Below are 18,366 nucleotides of genomic sequence, written 5' to 3' on the forward strand. Positions count from 1 at the left end.
TTCGGCCCCGCCACGACCGAGGAGGTCGCCGATACCGGCTTCGGTCCCGGGGTATGCCCGTGCGACGACTCGCATGCGCCCGCGCTGAGTATCACCGCCGCCGCGATCGCCGCGCCCGCACGTAGAGCACCGCTCGCACGCAAACCCATTGCCGGCCAACACCTCCCCGTAGTCCACCTGCCCAGCCCTCGCATTCAACCGTCGCCGCTGCCGGATTGCGACGATCCCGGCGATTTCGTCAGCCGATCTTCAGGCGCGTGGCGTGCGGTAAGGAATATCGGGAGGTCGGCAGCCGTTCGTGTACAGATGGATATCGGCATCTCCACCTTCGTCACCGACGAAGGCATCAGTGGTCCGAAACTCGGTGTGGCGCTGGAGGAACGGGGGTTCGAGTCGCTGCTGCTGGCCGAGCATTCGCATATCCCCGCCCGGTCGGCGATCTCCCCTTCGGGTGGTGAATTGGATCGGAAGTATCTCCGGGTGGTCGATCCGTTCGTCGTGCTGGGTGCGGTCGCGGCGGTCACCGAACGGCTGATTCTCGGCACGGCGGTGACCTTGCTGATCCAGCGCGATGTGATCCATACGGCCAAGGAGGTCGCCACCCTCGATCTGGTCTCGGGCGGTCGCTTCGTGTTCGGTGTCGGCGTGGGCTGGAATCGTGCGGAGATGTCCGATCACGGCACGGATCCGCGTACTCGGGGCGCCCTGCTGGATGAGCAGCTGGCGGCGCTGCGCGCGATCTGGACCGAGGACCTGGCCGAATACCACGGCAAGTTCATCGATTTCGATGCCATGTACTCCTGGCCGAAGCCCGTGCAGCGGCCGCATCCGCCGATCCTCATCGGCGGTGGTGAGGCGGCGGCCCAGCGGGCGATCCGGCACGGGGTCGGCTGGATCCCGGCCGCGGTGAGTGATCCCGCGGAGATTCCGGCGCAGCTGGCCCAGCTCGGCGGACACGATCTGCCGGTCACGGCGACGCATGTCGCACCCGATCCCGCGCTGCTGGATGCCTATGCCGAGGCCGGTGTGCAGCGGGCTACGTTCGGCCTGCCGACCCTGCCGGAATCCGAAACCCTGCGTGCCCTGGATGAATTCGCCAAGGTTGCCGATCGATACCTGTGAGCGATCGCTGGGAGTCTGCTGTGAGGTTCGCAATGCCCGGTTCGCGGTCGCATCGGCGGGGTTATCTTGCGAACGATCATCTGTTTTGCGCTCGCCTGCTTCACCTCATCGAATCGATTCGACAGGGAGCCAGTGATGCAAACTCTCGCAGACAGTTTCGGCATGATCGGCTACGACGTACTGGGGATCGGGGAGAGCCTGGTGTCGCTGATCAGCGATGTCATCGGTCTCGGCGGCGGGTTCGGTGGCGGCGGCCTGGGTGGCGGCGCCGGGCAGTACCCGTTCGGGTGACCGCGCCACTCAGCTGATTGCCCCTCGGCTGACCGGACACACCGGCCGATGAGGCGGCCGAACCGACAGGCACTTCACAAGCCGGAAGCCCGGCGCATGCCCATGGTGTGCGCCGGGCTTTTGCTGTGTCCGGGGTCGCGCGGCCGAGACTGTGCACCGGCCGGAGTCTCTTCAATGAACTTCTGTCTGAGAATGAATGAACAGCTGATTCTGTTGCGAGAGACCTCCACATTCTCCTGAAGATGTTCTGTTTTAGAATGAAGCAGAGAGAGGGTTCGGAGGTTTCAGCGTGTTTGTGGAGTCAGCGCGACCGCGTACCGTGCGGGAGCACCCCGCCGCAGGCTGGTTCGCGGTAGCGACCGTGTGCCTCGGCGCATTCATGGGTCAGCTCGACGCCAGTATCGTGACGCTGACCTTCCCGGCGGTGCAGCACGAGTTCGGTGCGCCGCTGGCGGGTGTGCAATGGGTGTCGCTGGCGTATCTGCTGACGCTGGTGGGTCTGGTCGTCACCGCCGGCCGTGTGGCCGATGCGATCGGCCGGAAGTTCGTTTATATGCAGGGGTTCGTGGTGTTCACCCTGGCGTCCGCGGCCTGCGCGCTGGCGCCCGGATTGGGGTGGCTCATCGGGTTCCGGGTGGTGCAGGCGGTCGGGGCGGCCATGTTGCAGGCCAATAGCGTCGCCTTGGTGGTGACCAGTGTGCCGCCGCAGCGCATGCGCGCCGCACTGGGGATTCAGGCCGGGGCGCAGGCGCTGGGATTGGCGCTCGGGCCCGCGCTCGGCGGGGCGCTGGTGGAATCGGCGGGGTGGCGGTGGGTGTTCGGTGTGAACATCCCGGTCGGAATCCTGGCCTTGATCGCGGGCCGCTACCTGCTACCGCGCACGCGGCAGCGCGCGGCCTTGCGGCAGTTCGATTGGCGCGGACTGCTTCTCCTCATCGGCGGCACCACCGGCACCCTGCTGGTCGTCTCCGCGATCTCGGGACTGCGGATCCCGGCCTGGGCGCTGTGGGTGCTGGCGGCGGTGTCGCTGTCGTGTATCGCGGGCTCGGTCCGGTGGGCGCGCCGGGCGGCCGAACCATTGATCGATCCGGCGTTGCTGCGGCCGCCGGCGGTATCGGTCGGCCTGGTCGGGGCCTTCGCGGCGTATCTGGTGCTGTTCGGGCCGCTCGCTCTGTTCCCGCAGTTGCACGGTGCCGATGTCACCGGCAGCGGTGTGGTGCTCACCGCGTTGCCTGTCGGGTTCGCGGTGGCGGCCATTGCCGGGGCGCGAATACTGCCGCGGGAGTGGGACACTCGCTTCCGCGAACGACTCGGGGCGGCGGCCGCGGTGCTGGCGCTGGCCGGGCTGGTGATCTCGCCGTCGACGGCCTGGTGGGCGTTCATCTGCCTGGGCGTCCTCGGACTCGGGCTGGGACTGTTCATCCCGAGCAACAACACCGGCATCATGAGCGCCATCCCGCCGGGCCGATCCGGGACCAGCGGCGGACTGGTGAACATGAGCCGCGGGCTCGGCACCGCGGGTGGCGTCGCCGTCGTCACGCTGGCCCTGCATCTGGGCGGGCACACCGGAAATTCCAGTGCCGCACCGCGAATCGCGCTGGCCGGGCTGCTCGCCTTCGCGGTGCTGGCCGCCGCGACTACGGTTGTACACAGTAGGAGAGGATCCGAAGGATCATCCGACAACGAGGAGCAGTCGATGACCGCATCCGCGATAGAGCCGTCGCCCGCCTGGACCGGCCGGCCCGACGAGAGCGCGCTGGCCGAGGTCATCGCCTGCCTGCGCCGGGCCATGCGCCGCGCCGCCCGCGCCGCCGATCCGGCCAATACGCTCTCGGTCGCACAGCTGGAGTTGCTGTCCTGCGTCTCCGAGCATCCCGGCATCCGGCCCGGGCAGCTCGCACGGTTGCTGCATCTGGCGCCGAATTCGGTGACCACACTGGTCAACGGGCTGCAATCGCAGGGCATGATCACCCGAGCACCCGGCGACGACAAGCGCGCGGTCACGCTGACCCTCACCGCCGCAGGACAGGATGCGGTGCAGTCCTGGCAGGCCACCAACACCGATATCCTGCGCACCGCGCTGTCCGGGCTGCACCCGGGCTGGCAGCATCTGCTGAGCGCGGCCATGCCCGCGCTCGACGAACTCACCCGCGCTATCGATACCCTGGCCGATCCCCCGCTCCAGACGACGGGGTCGTCCGAGAGATAGCGGTCCCGCAGCTTGGGGTCGAGTCCGGTCAATGGCAGAGTGGGCAGCGCAGCCAGGACGCGACGGTTGTCACCGGCCGGTCCGGAAGGGCTCGCACGGGTGCGGTTTCGACAATGAGGACGGGTGAAAGATGAAGGGTCTGGCCGTAGCTGCGGTTTCTTCGATCATGATGCTGGCCGGGCAGTTGGGCACCGCGCATACGGCGGCCGCCCAGCAGCCGGGCTCATTGGATCGCCTGGTCGGACTGCTGGCCGAACGACTCGATACCGCCGACACCGTCGCGGAGGTCAAATGGGCCGCCGCGCAGCAGAACGGTTCGCAGCCCACCATCGACGATCCCGCCCGCGAGGCCGCGATCTATGACGCCATGACGCAGTTGGGCGCGCAACACGACCTGCCGGCCGATCGGGTGCGGCAGGTATTCCAGGGGCAGATCGAAGCCAATAAAACCGTGCAGCGCGGACTGGTGACGGTGTGGCGTTCCGGGCTGCAGAACGCGCCTGCGCCGGTTACCGATCTCACAGGTATTCGCCCGGTGATCGACCGCGTCAATTTCCAGATCATCGATGAAATGGCGGCCCAGCGAACCGAATTGGCCGCTCCGGACTGCACCGCGCAGCTCGCGAGCAGCGTCCTCGCCGCCGGCTCGCGCGAACACGATCCCCTGCATCAAGCGGCACTGGTGCAGGCCTCGATGCCCTTGTGCGAGTCCTGACGCGGCTCCGGAACCCGTGAAAACCCCCGATTTCCAGGCGATTTGCATTTCGTCCCCGGGTGTACGCTAAAGTTCTGTCCCGCAAGCCGATCGGCTCCGGAGCCACGGCGAGCGAAATGCGGATGTAGCGCAGCTGGTAGCGCATCACCTTGCCAAGGTGAGGGTCGCGGGTTCGAATCCCGTCATCCGCTCTGCGGGGGAAATCTCGCGCGATTAGCTCAGCGGGAGAGCGCTTCCCTGACACGGAAGAGGTCACTGGTTCAATCCCAGTATCGCGCACCAACGTTCGACCAGTGTGAACTGAGCCTCCGAGGTCAGGCACACACCGAGGGTTCGAGCACCATCGACGGCTCGCCTACCCCTTTCGGCGATGACAGCGGTATCACCGCGTGGTCGGTCGCACTAATCTCGGGGATAGCACCGGGTCGGTGATCGCTCGATAGCGGAGACCGGCAGGTGCTTTCGCCCTGACATCGGACGAAAGGGAACACCCTTGTCCTCCACCGCGGTTTCCTCGCGCCCCTCGACTCTGCCCGCCCGCACGCTCGGCCTGCTGACGGCCCTCGCGGTCATGCTGGGTATCGCGGTATTCCTCGCGCCACCCTTGCTGGCCTCGATCGGATCGACCGGCTATGCCAGCGAGTCCGCGTTGCGCGATGCCTTCACCAAAGCCTTCGTCGACTATTGGGCGGCCGGTCAGCGTGATTACACACCGGCCTTGGATCAGACCGTCGACTACTGGATGCGATTCCATCTCGCCAAGGCGGTGATCGCGGTCGTCCTGTTCGCTGTGCTCGTCACGCTGTGCATCCTGCTGTGGAAGGCGTTCCTGCGCTCCGGAAATCTCAGCGCCGCAAGACGATCCACTCTCGCCTCGACGGGCGCGGTGACCACGCTCCTCGCGCTGTTCTCACTGCTGCTGGTGATAGCCAATATTCAGGGCACGTTCGCACCCTTCTCCTCACTGCTGTCCATGCTCCCGATGCGTACCGCCGATGCAGGACTGGCGCGAACTGTCACTCAGATCAACGAGCAGCTCGCCGACTCCCCCGGCGCTCCCGCCCTGGCCGGCTTCTTCGCGGGCGGGTGGTAACCCGGCCTGTTTCGGCCGCCGACAAGCAGCCGATACCGCGGTCAACGGCGGGGCGGCACAAGAGTATTCAGCTCTTCGGTGAAGAGCAGGGCGGGGTCGAACTCCATTCCGGTGAAATGGCCGGCGAGTTCGAGGGAGAGGACGCCGTGCAGCCGGGTCCAGAAGGACACCGCGCGGTGCAGGACGGTGGCCGGGACGGAATGGGCTGCGGCCCATCGGCGGTGCTGTTCGAGATGCGCGTCGAACGGGGTCTGCGGCAGGTCCGCGGGATGCTCGGCGAAGGCCTCGATCAGCATGGTCATGATCTCGTTGGAGATCTCCGTGGTGTCGCCGGGGGCTCGGTAGCCGGGTACCGGGGTGCCGTAGACGAGGAAGTATCGCTGCGGGTCGGCCAAGGCCCACTCCCGTAGCGCGTGCGCCAGTCCCGCGATGCCGGTACCGGAGTCCCGGGCCGCGCGGATGGCGTCGGCCAGGCTGCGGTATGCCTCGCGGATGAGGTCGGTGATCAGCTCGTCGCGGCTGGCGTAGTACCGATACAACGCCGGGCCGCTCATGCCCACCTGTTTGGCGATCGCGTTCAGCGACAGGGCGGATGCGCCCGCGGTCGCTATCTGCTCCCAGGCGCACTGTTTGATCTCCGCTCGCATCTGCACTCGATAGCGCTCGCGCGGGCTCGTCGCACCGGTTTCCGGCATGGACTGCTCCTTCCCGGCGGACGTCCCGCCGCTTCCAGTTAGAGGTTATCACTTTTGCACTTGCCTATCGCGGCAAAGCGTTATACCTTCTAACTAACGCAAGAAGCGCTAACTAGCTAGGAGCAGGGCAATGATCAACACTCGCGCCACCCTCATCGGACTCGCCGTCACCGCCGGAATCCTGGGCGCCACCACCGCACCGGCCCACGCCGACAGCTCCAGCGCGGACGTGGCACCGCTGACCTGCGGCGGAATGGGCATCGACCCCAACGCGCCCATCCACTACCGGACCGAGACGCTGATCAAGGCGCCGCTGGAGAAGATCTGGAATCTGCACACCGATGTGGAGGCCTGGCCGTCCTGGCAGCCGCCCGTCACCAGCGTGCACCGCCTGGATTCCGGTCCGCTGCAGCCCGGTTCGCAGTTCCGGTGGACCATGCCCGTCCCGGCCACCGACCAGACCCCCGCGACCACGCTGACCATCACGTCGACCGTTCAGCAGATGCAGGACCGGAGCTGCGTCCGCTGGACCGGACCCGCGGTCGGTGACGGGCTGAACATCGAGGGTGGCACCCACGTCTGGAACTTCATCCCGGTCCCGGGCGGCGTCCTGGTGCGCACCGAGGAGAATTGGAGTGGCGCACAGGTCGAATCGGACGTGCCCACCTCGACACAGTTCCTGGGCGCCGGGCTCGAAGCCTGGCTGAGTGACCTCCGCACGGCTGCCGAACGGTAGCGGAATCGGAGTCCACCGACGGATCTCGGCAAGAAAAGGGGCGGATTCACTTCCGCCCCTTTCAACGTATATCGCACCGGGGGCCTTGCGGCAAGGCCCGGGTGGTGCTGCAGAATCTCCCGCCGAAGCGCAAACCTCGTTGAATGGAGTCTGCATGATCGACGTGATCGTGGCCGGTGCCGGACCGACCGGAGTGATGCTCGCCAGCGAGTTGCGGCTGCACGGCGTGCGACCCCTCGTGGTGGAACGGGACGCGGAGCCGACCAAAGTGGTGCGCGGTCTGGGGTTGCATGCGCGCAGTATCGAACTGATGGATCAGCGCGGCCTGCTGAATCGATTCCTCGCACACGGCACGAAACATCCGGCCGGTGGCTACTTCGCCGGTATCCCCAAGACCGCGCCCGAACGGCTCGATACCGCGCATCCGTACACCCTCGGCATTCCGCAGACCGTCATCGAGCGGCTGCTGACCGAGCACGCCACCGAACTCGGCGTCGAGTTCCGGCGTAGCTGCGAGCTGGCCGGGGTGAGTCAGGACGACACCGGGGTGACCGTCGAATTGACCGATGGCACGCAATTGCGGGCGCGCTACCTGGTCGGCTGCGACGGCGGCCGCAGCACGGTCCGCAAGCTGCTCGACATCGGCTTCCCCGGCGAGCCGAGCCGGACCGACACGCTGCTGGGCGAGGTGGAGTCGACCGCGTCGCCGGAGACGCTGAATGCCGTGGTCGCCGAGGTCCGCAAGACCCAATTGCGTTTCGGCGCGGTACCTCTCGGCGACGGGGTGTACCGGCTCGGCGTCCCCGCCGCCGGGGTGGCCGAGGACCGCACCGTCCCGCCCACGCTGGACGAGCTGAAGCAGCAGCTGCTGGCGGTCGCCGGGACCGATTTCGGTGTGCATTCGCCGCGCTGGCTGTCGCGCTTCGGCGATGCCACCCGGCAGGCCGAGCAGTACCGCAGCGGCCGGGTCTTCCTGGCGGGCGACTCGGCGCACATTCATCCGCCGACCGGCGGGCAGGGGCTGAACCTCGGCTTCCAGGACGCGGTCAACCTCGCCTGGAAGCTGGCCGCCGAGATCAGTGGGTGGGCGCCGCAGAACCTGCTGGACACCTATCACACCGAGCGGTATCCGGTGGCCGCTCGCGTCCTGATCAACACCCGTGCGCAGATGGAGCTGATGTCCCTCGAGCCGGGCGCGCAGGCCGTGCGTCATCTCCTGACGGAAATGATCGAATTCGACGATGTGAACCGCTTCCTGACCGAGATGATCATGGGGACGGATGTCCGCTACGACTTCGGGGCGGGCCACGCACTGCTCGGCCGCCGGCTGCGGGACGTGGCGCTGAAGCGCGGCCGCCTCTACGACCTGATGCACGAGGGCCGCGGGCTGCTCCTCGATCAGACCGGGCGGCTCTCGGTGGCGGGCTGGGCCGACCGCATCGACCATGTTGTCGATATCAGTGAGGAATTGGAGGTGCCCACCGTGCTGCTGCGGCCGGACGGGCACGTGGCGTGGGTCGGCGAGGATCAGCAGGACCTGCTCGATCACTTGCCCAGGTGGTTCGGCGCCGCCGGCTGACCGCTCGTGGCGGCGGGAATCCGTTCCCGCCGCCACTCGCCCGAAAACCGAAGAGCCCGAGGTATTTACAGCCCTCGGTCAGCCGAGCATCGCGCGCAGCCGGCTGGGCGCCAGATCGCTCGGCCGCCGCCGCTCACGGGCGTATTCGTTGACCAGACGCTGCAGCAGGTCGTTGACCGGCGTCGGCACCCCGTGCAGCCGGCCCAGCAGTGCGATCTCGCCATTGAGGTAGTCGGCCTCGACCGAACCTGTTTCGCGGGCCAGGCTCTGCCAGGTCGATCCGCCGATCCGGGACACACCCTCGATGGGCTGCACCGTCATCCGATCGCCTTGTATCGCAGCGCGTTCGTCTTCGGTGTTGTAGGCAATGCCCGCCTTGTCCAGCACCGCCTCGCCCTCGGCTCGACACGCCTGCCACAGGTCGGCCGCCGACTCGGTAGTGGTGTCGAGCACGGCCATCAACGCGTTGCCCAGATTGTTGAGGAGCTTCCCGTACTTCCAGCGCATCACATCGTCGACCACCGGGGCGTCGAAATTGCTGTCCGACAGGTGCTTTCCGAATTCTCGTACCGTGGAGTCGCTGCCGTGCGGGTAGCGGCCCAGCGTCAGCATGCCGCTGAGCGGGGCGGTGTGCGACACCACGATTCCGGGCTCCACGTGGGTTGCGGGCAGCCAGACGCACATTCCGTACACGGTGCGGAAGACCCGCTGGGCGACCCGCTCGTTCTCGACGCCGTTCTGCGCGCACACCAGCGCGAGCCGATCCGCGGCGATACCGCCGCCGGCCACCGGTGCGTTCCCCCATTGGGCCAGGGCCGCCAGCGTGTCCTGCGACTTGACGGCGAGCACCAGCAGGTCGTCGGCGCGCAGTTCACCGAGTTCGGCGGGCCCGGCGACGGCGGGCACCTGCAAGGTCTCGGTCCCGGTGGGGGTGATGAGCCGCAGCCCGGTCTCGCGCAGCGCCGCGAGGTGCGCGCCACGCGCGACCAGCACCACGTCATTGCCACTCCGGGCCAGCAGGCCGCCGACCGCGCCGCCGACCGCGCCCGCCCCGATGATGATGTAACGCATGGCAGCGATGCTATGCCGTGATCACGCCACGCGCGTGGCGCCCCCGGCCGAGCGTCATACCCTCCGCGTACGGTGGAACCCATGGCGCTGACGTTGCAAGAACGACAGGAGTTTCTCGCCCAGCCGCACATCGGTGCGCTCGCCGTGGCCTCGGGCCCGGACCGAGCCCCGCTCAATGTGCCGATCTGGTACCAGTATTCGCCCGGAGCCGAACTCTGGCTGATCACCGGAGCCCATTCCAAGAAGGCGCGCCTGCTCGAAGCCGCCGGCCGCTTCAGCATCATGACGCAGGTCCTGACCCCGACCGTCCGCTATGTGACCGTGGAGGGCCCGATCCTCCGTACCGAACCCATGAAGGACGCCATGCTGCACGAAATGGCATCCCGCTACCTACCGGCCGAAAAGGTGGACGCCTACCTGCAATCCACCGATTCGCACGGCGAGCAGATCGCGATCTTCATGCGCCCGGAACAGTGGCTCTCCGCCGACCTCGGCGCACTCTGACCCGCACCGGGCGACGGTGGGGATCCGATCCGGTTGTGTCACTTCAGGGTTGCGTGCATGAGGTAGACGTTATAGCTGTTCCAGGCCGACATGGTGAAGTAGAGGTCCTTGCCGGTCGACCAGGGGTGGATGAAGCCGCCGTAGGCGGTGGGGTAGTCCTGGGTGCTCACTAGCGGCACCGGGTCGGTCCAGGCACCTTGGGGTTCGGCGGCGGTGCGCATGACGATTTGCTGGCGCACCACGTCCAGGTAGACCATCTGCCATTGGCCCGAGTCCTGGTCGTAGCGGACCGAGGTTTCGCTGGCGGTGCCGAACATCAAAGGGGTGGCTTGTAGTTCGTTGGCGCCGTCGGCGGGGGTCCAGGTGCCGTCGATCCAGTATTGGTAGGCCGTCTTGTTGAGGACCTGGTCCTTGGGGACCCGGGCCAGGCCGATCACGCCCAGGCGGCCGTTGGGGGTGCCGAACATGTAGACGTAGTCGCCGTGCGGGACCATGGTCGCCACCTGGAAGCGGCCGATGCCGAACAGGTTGTCCCACTTGGTCCATTCGGATTTGGTCCAGGTGCGGCCGTTGTCGTCGGACCAGGCGATACCGCCGAGGTTGGTCCACCACATGCCCGGAATCAGGCTCCACCGCGCCACCGACATGTAGCTCAGGTACTGCCGGTCCCCTACCGCGAAACCCGAGGTCGGGATGGTGGTGGTCTCGAAGTTCTTGATCTTGCGGCTGTCGAGGATCTCGGCGGCGTGGCAGCGGCTGTTCTGCACGAAGTCGTCGAGCAGCAGGCCCTTGGACAGGTCACGGTTGCTGCTGTAGCCGATGACGTTGCTGCGCCAGTCGCTTTGGTCGGTGCCGGCGCCGCCGGGCGCCCAGCCCTTGCCGAAGGTGTCACCGAAAACGACGGCCACCTGCCCGGGATGGGTCTCCCACATCAATCCGAGGTCGGCGCCGTCCACCGACCAGCGCATATCGGTGCGGTTGGGCGAACCGTGGCCGGTCACCTGATTCACCAGTTCGACCGAATCCACCTGGCGCGCCGGGATGGGCGCGGCCGCCGGTGCGGGCGCGGGCGGCTGGGGATCCGGGCTCGGCATCGGCTGCGGGTCGGGGCCGTCACCGCCGGGCACCGGAACCGGGATCGGTTCGGGCTGCGGCTGTATCTGCACCTGCGGTAGGGCCAGTCCGACAGCGCCGGGCACAGTGTTAGGCGAGGTCGCGGGGTCGCTGCGGATGTCGGGGCACGGGTTGGCGCACGGATCCGAGGGCAGCGCGACCGAGTCGATGCGGGTGTTGTCGGGCCTGGGCCCGGGCACCGGGACGGGCACGATCTGCGGGACCGGGACCGGGACGGTGATCACCGGATTCGGGGGCTGTTGCGTGGCATCGGGGTTCGGTTGCCTGGCCAGCGGATCGAATCCGATTTCCCCGCAACTGTTCACCGGCGCAGGCGCCCACGGAGCAGGGCCGGCCGACGCGGGAACCGCGGGCACCAGCGCCACACCGAGGGATAAGACACCGGAAAGCGTCAGCGCGGCAAGTGCTTCGGACTGTGACAGCGGTCGGCGACGCCGAAAGGCCATGAGTGCGCTTCTCCCCGGTACTCGATCGAACCGGCTCACTCTAGCGACCCGGTGCCGGATATGTCGCGCCATCCGCAGATCGGATGGCTACCAGCAGATATGTGTATTGGACATGAATTATCGACCGGCGCAGAGTCTTTGTCATGGCACCCTTTCGCGATCTACGGCATTACATCGACAATCTCACCGAACGCCTCGGCAACGACGAGGTTCGCATTGTCGACGGCGCCGACTGGGATCTGGAAATCGGCGGGATCACCGAGCTGGTCGCCGAAAAGGAAGGCCCCGCCCTGCTTTTCGATAATATTCCCGGCTATCCGGCGGGCTATCGGGTCTTCACCAATTTCATGGGCACCGCGGAGCGGTGCGCGGTGGCGCTCGGGCTTCCGGTGAACACCACCAAGATGGATATCGTGCGCGCCTGGAAGGATTCGAGTAAACAGCTGAAACTGATTCCGCCGGTCGAGGTTTCCACCGGTTCCGTGCTGGAGAATGTGCTCGAGGGTGATCAGGTCGATCTGCTGAAGTTCCCGACACCGCGCTGGCACGACGGCGACGGCGGCCGCTACATAGGCACGGCGTGCATGGTGATCACGCGGGATCCCGATACCGGCTGGGTGAATGTCGGCACCTATCGCGGCTGTGTGCAGGGCCGGGATCGATTGTCGCTGTGGATGCTCGGCAATCGGCATGCGCGCGCCATCGCCACCAAGTACTGGGAGCGCGGGCAGTCGTGCCCGATCGCGGTGGTGGTGGGCTGCGATCCCATTCTGTCGACCGCCGCCGCGATCGCCGCACCCGCGGGCGTCTCCGAATACGAGATCGCCGGCGGACTCCGCGGGGCAGGCGTCGAAGTGCTGTATGCGCCGGGTAGCGAGCTGCCGATTCCCGCGCACGCCGAGATCGTCATCGAGGGTGTGCTGCTGCCGCTCTCCGAGGAATCGGTGCTGGAGGGGCCGTTCGGCGAATGGACCGGCTACTACACCCATTCGGGTCAGGAGACCGTGGTGCGCGTCGAGCGCATCCTGCACCGCGACGATCCGATCATTCTCGGCGCGCCCCCGATGATCCCGACCGTGCCCGCCGGTGATCAGGCGGTGCCGCTGTATTCCGCCTCGGTCACCTGGGATCACCTGGAAGCCTCCGGGGTGCAGAATATTCGCGGTGTGTGGGCCTATGCCCGCCAGTTGATGATGGTCGTCTCGATCGAGCAGACGGGCGCCGGTGACGCCATGCACGCGCTGCTGGCCGCGGCCGGGCGCAAACGCTCGGGCGGGATGGAACGGTATTTCGTGGTGGTCGACGAGGATATCGACATCACCGATATCGATCATGTGCTGTGGGCGCTGTTCACCCGGGTCGATCCCCACGAATCCATTCAGGTGCTGCGCACGCCCACCACCGCCATCGATCCGCGGCTGTCGCCGACGAAGAAGGCCGCCGGTGACCTGTCCATGGGCATTGTGCTCATCGATGCGTGTAAACCGTTCGCGTGGAAGGATTCCTATCCGAAGTCCAATCGTTTCGCCGAATCCGACCGCATCGCGCTCCGCGAGAAATGGAAGGTTGTGCTGCAATGACAATCAGCCATCTGCCCGGCGACCTGGCCGGGCTATTGCGAGGATTCCCGGTTCCCGAGGCATTGGAGCAGGCTTTTCCGTTCCTCACGGTGGACGAGCACGGGTTTCCGCACAGCGCGCTGCTGTCGCGCTCGGAACTCGAGCCGTCGGCCGACGGCACCCGGCTGCTGGCGGTCATCTCGAGTTCGAGAACCGGTGCGAACCTGCGGCGTTCGGGTCGGGCCGGCTTGATCGCCGTGGCGGGCACTGTATGTCACCACGTGAAATTGGGTGTGACGACCTCCGTCGAGGACGGCCGATGGCTCGCCTGCGCCTTCGAGGTCACCGCGCACACCCGCGACGACATCGGAATCGCCATGGCGCCATTGACTTTCCGGACATCGGCCGCGCTGGCAGAGCAGGAGTCCTGGGACCGGACCGCGGCACTGCTGGCCGAGCTCGAGCGCCGGCTCGAACGACCGGGCGGGTGATCGGTGTGGGAGCTCGACGGATCATCATCGGCGTCACCGGCGCTACCGGTGCGCCCTTCGCGGTGCGCGTACTGCAAATGCTGCGCGAAATACCCGGTGTGGAAACGCATTTGGTGCTCAGTACCTGGGCGCGAACGAATATCGAGATGGAGACCTCGCTGTCGGTGCGGGAGGTCACCGAACTGGCGGATGTGACCTACAAACTCGCGGAGCAGGGCGCGCCCATCTCGTCGGGTTCCTTCCGCACCGAGGGCATGATCATCGTGCCGTGCAGTATGCGCACGCTGGCGGCGGTGCGGCACGGCCTGGCGGACAATCTCGTCACCCGGGCCGCGGACGTCGTCCTCAAGGAACGCCGCAAGCTGGTGCTGGTCCCGCGCGAAACACCACTCAACGACATACATCTGGAGAACATGCTGGCCTTGAGCCGCATGGGTGTGCGCATCGTCCCGCCGATGCCCGCGTTCTACAACTCCCCCGAGACCATCGACGACCTCATCGATCATGTGGCGGTGCGGATACTCGATCAGTTCGATCTGGATGCGCCGCAAGCCCGCCGCTGGCGGGGCCTGGACGTGGCGCGCCGGGACCGGGCTGCGGCACGGTCACTCCCCGTGCGCACCGACCATCGCCACCGCATGATCGATGAATGCCCGCGCGGCCGGATCGACGATATCGCCCGCACGCCAGGCGATCCCGATCCGTCCCGCAGGTAGTTCCGGCACCCGCACCCCGACCATCCGGTCATGGTGTACGAGCACCGACTCCGGTACGAGCGCAATGCCGAGCCCGCGTTCGGCCATGGTGACCAGGACATCCGGATGACCCGCCTCGAAACTCACCCGCACCTGGGCACCGGCCTGCGCGACCGCTCGATCGAAGTGGTGCCGCAGGGCCGCGCCGTCCGCGAGCGCCATGAGGCGCCGGCCGCTCAGTTCGGCGAGTGTCACCTGGGTCCGGCCGGCGAGCGGGTCGTCCGGCCGCATGGCCGCGACCACCGTCTCGCGATGCAGCTCCCGTGCGCTCAACCCCGGCAGCGGCTGCTCGGTGAGGCTGGTGAACACGACTTCGAGGCGCCCCTCCCGCAGCTGTTGTGCGAGCGCGGCCGCCGAGTCCTCGACCAGCGACAGGTCCACGCCCGGATGCCGATCGTGGAACGAGGCAAGAATGCGCGGCAGGTCCACGATTCGGGACGAGAACGGAATGCTGCCGATCGCCACATGACCCTGCAGCAAACCGCTCAAGGCCGCCACCGCCGCGCGCCCGGCTTCGACAGCCTCGAGCGCCGACCGCGCATGCGGTAGCAGTGCCCGCCCGGCGGCCGTGAGCTGCACCGCCCGCGTCCCGCGCTCGAACAGCGCCTGGCCCAGCTCCTTTTCCAAGGTCTTGATCTGGGCACTGATCCCGGACTGGGCCACATGCACGCGCTCCGCGGCACGCGTGAACGTCCCCGCCTCCGCCACGGCGAGGAAGTACTGCAACTGGCGCAACTCCATGCTCTGTTCATAGTCGCCGGGAAAATTCTTCGGCACGCGGGGAACCGATCGGCGTAACCAGCCGACTATCTATCCAGCGAGCACGCTGGAAGTGCCGCGGATTCTGCGTGTGAAGGATGGTGCGCCATGAGTAACGGCGTGGCGGGATCCGTTCTGGCGGTGATGTTCTCCGTGATGGCGTTGTTCTATGGATATCGGCTGGTCACGGTCCGTGAGCGGGGCGAACAGGTCGCGGAGGCGCTGCGCATCGTGATGTGTGCTGCCATGGTGGCCATGCTGGGGCCGTGGAACGCGGGGGTGCCCACCACTTTGGGGATTGCGGTCTTCACCGCGGCGGCACTGTTTTTCGTCTATCGCGCGCTGTTCACCACGCCCCGGGCCGGGCGGCATGAGCATCCGCGGGTCGACGCGGTGAAAATGCTTGCGATGGTGTGGATGTACGTGGCGATGTCGCCCGTGGCGACCCGCCCGGTGACCGCGTCCGCCGACTCCTCGATGACCGGCATGGGCGGTATGGACGGCATGGGCGGTATGTCGGGGATGAACATGCCGGGGATGGGCACCGCGTCCGACAGTGTCCCGGTGCCCGTCTGGAGCGCCACGTTCTCGATCCTGGTGGCTGTCACCGTCTTCGGGCTGGGCGTCTGGTGGCATGTGCGCCCCGCTGTCCGAGACCGGCTGAGCACCGCGGCGGGCGATCGGATGCTGCTGCTCGATGACGCCGTGGCCGCGCTCATGACGACGGGGATGGCCGCCGCGTTCCTGCTGCTGCTCTGAAGAACTTGCCGTGCGAGCCGCATCGGGCGGCTCGCGATTTCCGCTATTGGAAGGTCAGAACGAATGAACAACCGCTTCCGCCGCTTGTCCCGGGCGTTGATCGCGACCGGCGTGGCCGCCAGTGCCGCCGTGCTCTTCGCGGGCCCGGCGTCCGCGCACGTCAAGGTCTCCGGCGTCGACGTCACGCAGGGCGGGTACGGGCTGCTGACCTTCCGGGTGCCGTCGGAATCCGCGACGGCTTCCACCACGGAGATCGACATCACCTTCCCGTCCGACACTCCGCTGATCTCCGTTGATACCAAGCCGAAGCCCGGGTGGACGGCCACCGTCAAGAACAAGCCGCTCGCCACTCCCCTGACCGATGACGACGGCGCCAAGGTGACCCAGTACATCTCGGAGGTCGATTTCAAGGCGACCGCACCGAATGCCGCCATTCCGGCTGGGTATTTCGACACCTTCGACCTCGAAGCCGGTGTGCTGCCGGACAAGCCGCAGCTCTCCTTCCCGACGCTGCAGACCTACAGTGACGGCTCCACGGTGAACTGGAACGAATACTCCTCCGACGGCGGCAAGACCGAGCCCGACCACCCGGCGCCGACCCTGGCGCTGGTGTCCGACAATGCGGCGGCGTCATCGAGCAGCTCGTCGACGCCGGCGTGGCCGGGCTGGACCGGATTCGGTCTGGGTATCGCCGCGGTGATCCTCGCCGTCGGCGCGCTGCTGCGGGCCGGACGCAAGAACACCGCCAGCTGATCGGGTGAATCATGTAGTTCGCGGGACGGCGAGGGCGTTGGCCGCGCTCGCCGTAATGCTCGGCGTCGTAGTCTTTTTCGCGCCACCGGCGGCGGCGCATGCGGTGCTGGTGGCGAGTTCTCCGGCCGACGGAGCACGCGTGGACCGCGCACCGCGCCAGGTCACTCTGACCTTCGACGAGGCGGTAGGGCTGATTCCCGGCGCCGAACGGGTCATCGGACTCGACGGCACTCGCGCCGATACCGGCGAGACGCAGCTCGCCGAGGGCGGCAGGACGATCGTCATCGTATTGCGGCCCGCACTGGTGAACGGCACCTACTCCGCGAGTTGGCGTGTGGTGTCGGCGGATACGCATATCGTCAGTGGATCGATTCGGTTCGGGGTCGGTGAAGCGCCGTCCGATGTGGCGGTGGCGGGACCGCCGGTTCGCACGCGATCGCTCGATGACACGGCCGCGGTGGCGCAGGGCATCGTCTATGCCGGAATCGTCCTCGGTTTCGGTGTCGCCCTGGTCTCGCGCTACCTGTGGCCATGGACGCGGCGCCGTCTGCCGGTGCGGGTGCTGATCCGACTGGGCTGGGGATTGTGCCTGGCAGGCACTCTCGTGCAATTACTGCTGATGGGACCGCGCGCCGACAATATCGGCTGGTCCGGTGTTGCGCATTTCGATGGCTTCGAGGATTCCGTCGCAAGCCATATCGGGCGTGTGCTGTTGATCCGGACGGCCCTGCTGGTCGTATTGTCGGCTGCGGCATGGACGCGACGCTGGAACTCTTCGGCGGGCATATTGGCTTGCGGCGCAGGCGTTCTGGTGACTGTCGCGCTGACAGGGCACGAAGCGGTAGGACCGAATGTATTGGTGGCCACGGCCTCCGCGGTCGTGCACCTGGGTTCGATGGCGGTGTGGCTGGGCGGGCTGACGGTGCTGGGTCTGGTGGTGCTGCCGCGGATCCGATTGTCGGGCAGGGTGCCGATCGGATATCTCGCGCGCTGGTCACAGATCGCCTTCTGCTGTGTCGGGCTGCTGATATTGACGGGCGAATATCAGGCCTGGCGGCAGATTCAACCGGTGCCGTCGCTGTGGTCGACGCATTACGGTGTCGTGCTGTTGATCAAGCTCGCGTTGGTGGCTGTCATGCTGGGTTCGGCGTGGTGGGCGCAACGCCAGATCGCCGGCCGGGGTGAACGCTCACCTGCGCAACGGTTCGCCGCCGTCGCTCGCAGCGTCGGCATCGAAACCCTGGTGGCCGTGGGCGTTCTGGCAGTGACGACCCTGCTGGTGTCCGAGCCGCCCGCCCTCACCTCATACGGCCCATCGGTGACGGCCACCGCGCCGGTCGGCCCCGGCACCTCCGCCCGCATCCACGTCGATACGACCCGCCGGGGCCGCGAGACGATCACCCTCCAGATCCTGGACGCCACCGGGAAGCCGATCTCGGTGCCCTCGATGCAAGCGGTGCTGTCCTCCGACGACGCCGGTATTGCCGCCTTGAACGTGACGCTCCAACGTAACCCGGCCGACCCGACCCGCTGGAACAGCACCGGCGCGGTGATCCCGCTGCCCGGCGAATGGAAACTGGCGCTGACAGTGCATCTCCCGGGTGACATCGCGTACGTGACCTCGACCCGATACGCGGTCTGGTGACGTCTCACAGCCCGCTGTCCGCATGCATGAGACTGGCGAGACGAGCCCAC

General features: G+C 67.1%; 18 protein-coding genes and 2 tRNA genes. 16 read left to right on the top strand and 4 right to left on the bottom strand.

Going from position 1 to position 18,366, the window contains the following annotated elements; all coding sequences use genetic code 11:
• Positions 1-306 precede the first annotated feature (306 nt).
• From ACIP5Y_RS31805 to ACIP5Y_RS31835, 7 genes are all read left to right on the top strand, one after another.
• Entirely contained in the window at positions 307-1,122 is an 816-nt protein-coding gene (locus ACIP5Y_RS31805) for an LLM class F420-dependent oxidoreductase (protein ID WP_400355688.1), read from the top strand.
• A 135-nt stretch (positions 1,123-1,257) separates the two neighbouring features.
• Entirely contained in the window at positions 1,258-1,413 is a 156-nt protein-coding gene (locus ACIP5Y_RS31810) for a hypothetical protein (RefSeq protein ID WP_400355690.1), read from the top strand.
• 289 nt (positions 1,414-1,702) lie between these two features.
• On the top strand, positions 1,703-3,622 hold the full coding sequence (locus ACIP5Y_RS31815; protein WP_400355691.1) for an MFS transporter: 1,920 nt from the start codon (positions 1,703-1,705) through the stop codon (positions 3,620-3,622).
• A 130-nt stretch (positions 3,623-3,752) separates the two neighbouring features.
• Positions 3,753-4,337, top strand: coding sequence for a gamma subclass chorismate mutase AroQ (gene aroQ / locus ACIP5Y_RS31820; protein ID WP_400355693.1), 585 nt, complete (start codon positions 3,753-3,755; stop codon positions 4,335-4,337).
• Positions 4,338-4,455: 118 nt separating this feature from the next.
• A tRNA-Gly gene (locus ACIP5Y_RS31825) sits at positions 4,456-4,528 on the top strand.
• 16 nt (positions 4,529-4,544) lie between these two features.
• Positions 4,545-4,619 (top strand) — tRNA-Val (locus tag ACIP5Y_RS31830).
• Between the two features lie 211 nt (positions 4,620-4,830).
• The gene (locus tag ACIP5Y_RS31835) at positions 4,831-5,430 is read left to right on the top strand and encodes a hypothetical protein (protein WP_400355695.1); all 600 of its coding nucleotides are present in this window, start codon (positions 4,831-4,833) and stop codon (positions 5,428-5,430) included.
• A 41-nt stretch (positions 5,431-5,471) separates the two neighbouring features.
• Here the strand turns inward: ACIP5Y_RS31835 and ACIP5Y_RS31840 are convergent, their stop codons facing one another.
• Positions 5,472-6,125 carry a TetR/AcrR family transcriptional regulator gene (locus ACIP5Y_RS31840; RefSeq protein WP_400355697.1) on the bottom strand — a complete coding sequence of 218 codons (654 nt, stop codon included), beginning with the start codon at positions 6,123-6,125 and terminating at the stop codon, positions 5,472-5,474.
• Between the two features lie 130 nt (positions 6,126-6,255).
• Here ACIP5Y_RS31840 and ACIP5Y_RS31845 point away from each other — a divergent pair, with 130 nt between their 5' ends.
• On the top strand, positions 6,256-6,861 hold the full coding sequence (locus ACIP5Y_RS31845) for an SRPBCC family protein (RefSeq protein WP_400355698.1): 606 nt from the start codon (positions 6,256-6,258) through the stop codon (positions 6,859-6,861).
• A 154-nt stretch (positions 6,862-7,015) separates the two neighbouring features.
• Complete coding sequence (rox, locus tag ACIP5Y_RS31850; protein WP_400355700.1) at positions 7,016-8,440, top strand: rifampin monooxygenase; 1,425 nt, start codon at positions 7,016-7,018, stop codon at positions 8,438-8,440.
• A 78-nt stretch (positions 8,441-8,518) separates the two neighbouring features.
• Here the strand turns inward: rox and ACIP5Y_RS31855 are convergent, their stop codons facing one another.
• Positions 8,519-9,511, bottom strand: a complete 993-nt coding sequence (locus tag ACIP5Y_RS31855; protein ID WP_400355701.1) for a ketopantoate reductase family protein — start codon at positions 9,509-9,511, stop codon at positions 8,519-8,521.
• A gap of 81 nt (positions 9,512-9,592) precedes the next feature.
• Here ACIP5Y_RS31855 and ACIP5Y_RS31860 point away from each other — a divergent pair, with 81 nt between their 5' ends.
• Entirely contained in the window at positions 9,593-10,015 is a 423-nt protein-coding gene (locus ACIP5Y_RS31860; protein ID WP_400355703.1) for a pyridoxamine 5'-phosphate oxidase family protein, read from the top strand.
• A gap of 38 nt (positions 10,016-10,053) precedes the next feature.
• Here the strand turns inward: ACIP5Y_RS31860 and ACIP5Y_RS31865 are convergent, their stop codons facing one another.
• Complete coding sequence (locus ACIP5Y_RS31865) at positions 10,054-11,595, bottom strand: DUF4185 domain-containing protein (protein WP_400355705.1); 1,542 nt, start codon at positions 11,593-11,595, stop codon at positions 10,054-10,056.
• 143 nt (positions 11,596-11,738) lie between these two features.
• Here ACIP5Y_RS31865 and ACIP5Y_RS31870 point away from each other — a divergent pair, with 143 nt between their 5' ends.
• The 3 genes from ACIP5Y_RS31870 to ACIP5Y_RS31880 are packed head-to-tail and all read left to right on the top strand — an operon-like array spanning position 11,739 to position 14,361.
• On the top strand, positions 11,739-13,175 hold the full coding sequence (locus ACIP5Y_RS31870; RefSeq protein WP_400355706.1) for a UbiD family decarboxylase: 1,437 nt from the start codon (positions 11,739-11,741) through the stop codon (positions 13,173-13,175).
• A complete protein-coding gene (locus ACIP5Y_RS31875) occupies positions 13,172-13,645 on the top strand; it encodes a hypothetical protein (RefSeq protein WP_400355708.1) in 474 nt (157 codons plus the stop codon). The genes ACIP5Y_RS31870 and ACIP5Y_RS31875 overlap by 4 nt, the downstream gene beginning before the upstream one ends.
• Before the next feature lie 5 nt (positions 13,646-13,650).
• On the top strand, positions 13,651-14,361 hold the full coding sequence (locus ACIP5Y_RS31880; protein WP_400355710.1) for a non-oxidative hydroxyarylic acid decarboxylases subunit B: 711 nt from the start codon (positions 13,651-13,653) through the stop codon (positions 14,359-14,361).
• On the opposite strand, the gene ACIP5Y_RS31885 is transcribed toward ACIP5Y_RS31880, so the two are convergent.
• The gene (locus ACIP5Y_RS31885) at positions 14,251-15,141 is read right to left on the bottom strand and encodes a LysR family transcriptional regulator (RefSeq protein ID WP_400355711.1); all 891 of its coding nucleotides are present in this window, start codon (positions 15,139-15,141) and stop codon (positions 14,251-14,253) included. The two genes, ACIP5Y_RS31880 and ACIP5Y_RS31885, sit on opposite strands and share 111 nt — an antisense overlap.
• Before the next feature lie 126 nt (positions 15,142-15,267).
• On the opposite strand from ACIP5Y_RS31885, the gene ACIP5Y_RS31890 reads away from it, so the two are divergent.
• The 3 genes from ACIP5Y_RS31890 (at position 15,268) to ACIP5Y_RS31900 (ending at position 18,316) form a co-directional block, all read left to right on the top strand.
• Positions 15,268-15,918 (top strand): DUF5134 domain-containing protein, encoded by a 651-nt coding sequence (locus ACIP5Y_RS31890; RefSeq protein WP_400355713.1) that lies wholly within the window; start codon positions 15,268-15,270, stop codon positions 15,916-15,918.
• A gap of 63 nt (positions 15,919-15,981) precedes the next feature.
• On the top strand, positions 15,982-16,671 hold the full coding sequence (locus tag ACIP5Y_RS31895) for a YcnI family protein (RefSeq protein ID WP_400355715.1): 690 nt from the start codon (positions 15,982-15,984) through the stop codon (positions 16,669-16,671).
• 37 nt (positions 16,672-16,708) lie between these two features.
• A complete protein-coding gene (locus ACIP5Y_RS31900) occupies positions 16,709-18,316 on the top strand; it encodes a copper resistance CopC/CopD family protein (protein ID WP_400355716.1) in 1,608 nt (535 codons plus the stop codon).
• The last annotated feature ends 50 nt before the right edge of the window (positions 18,317-18,366 follow it).

It is taken from the genome of Nocardia sp. NPDC088792 (assembly GCF_044750615.1).
GTDB lineage: Bacteria > Actinomycetota > Actinomycetes > Mycobacteriales > Mycobacteriaceae > Nocardia.

Excerpts from the sequence above, each read along its gene's own strand:
- ACIP5Y_RS31805 (WP_400355688.1), top strand. The coding sequence starts at position 307 with ATGGATATCGGCATCTCCACCTTCGTCACCGACGAAGGCATCAGTGGT.
- ACIP5Y_RS31810 (WP_400355690.1), top strand. The coding sequence starts at position 1,258 with ATGCAAACTCTCGCAGACAGTTTCGGCATGATCGGCTACGACGTACTG.
- aroQ (WP_400355693.1), top strand. The coding sequence starts at position 3,753 with ATGAAGGGTCTGGCCGTAGCTGCGGTTTCTTCGATCATGATGCTGGCC.
- ACIP5Y_RS31840 (WP_400355697.1), bottom strand. The coding sequence starts at position 6,125 with ATGCCGGAAACCGGTGCGACGAGCCCGCGCGAGCGCTATCGAGTGCAG.
- ACIP5Y_RS31845 (WP_400355698.1), top strand. The coding sequence starts at position 6,256 with ATGATCAACACTCGCGCCACCCTCATCGGACTCGCCGTCACCGCCGGA.
- rox (WP_400355700.1), top strand. The coding sequence starts at position 7,016 with ATGATCGACGTGATCGTGGCCGGTGCCGGACCGACCGGAGTGATGCTC.
- ACIP5Y_RS31855 (WP_400355701.1), bottom strand. The coding sequence starts at position 9,511 with ATGCGTTACATCATCATCGGGGCGGGCGCGGTCGGCGGCGCGGTCGGC.
- ACIP5Y_RS31860 (WP_400355703.1), top strand. The coding sequence starts at position 9,593 with ATGGCGCTGACGTTGCAAGAACGACAGGAGTTTCTCGCCCAGCCGCAC.
- ACIP5Y_RS31865 (WP_400355705.1), bottom strand. The coding sequence starts at position 11,595 with ATGGCCTTTCGGCGTCGCCGACCGCTGTCACAGTCCGAAGCACTTGCC.
- ACIP5Y_RS31870 (WP_400355706.1), top strand. The coding sequence starts at position 11,739 with ATGGCACCCTTTCGCGATCTACGGCATTACATCGACAATCTCACCGAA.
- ACIP5Y_RS31875 (WP_400355708.1), top strand. The coding sequence starts at position 13,172 with ATGACAATCAGCCATCTGCCCGGCGACCTGGCCGGGCTATTGCGAGGA.
- ACIP5Y_RS31885 (WP_400355711.1), bottom strand. The coding sequence starts at position 15,141 with ATGGAGTTGCGCCAGTTGCAGTACTTCCTCGCCGTGGCGGAGGCGGGG.
- ACIP5Y_RS31890 (WP_400355713.1), top strand. The coding sequence starts at position 15,268 with ATGAGTAACGGCGTGGCGGGATCCGTTCTGGCGGTGATGTTCTCCGTG.
- ACIP5Y_RS31895 (WP_400355715.1), top strand. The coding sequence starts at position 15,982 with ATGAACAACCGCTTCCGCCGCTTGTCCCGGGCGTTGATCGCGACCGGC.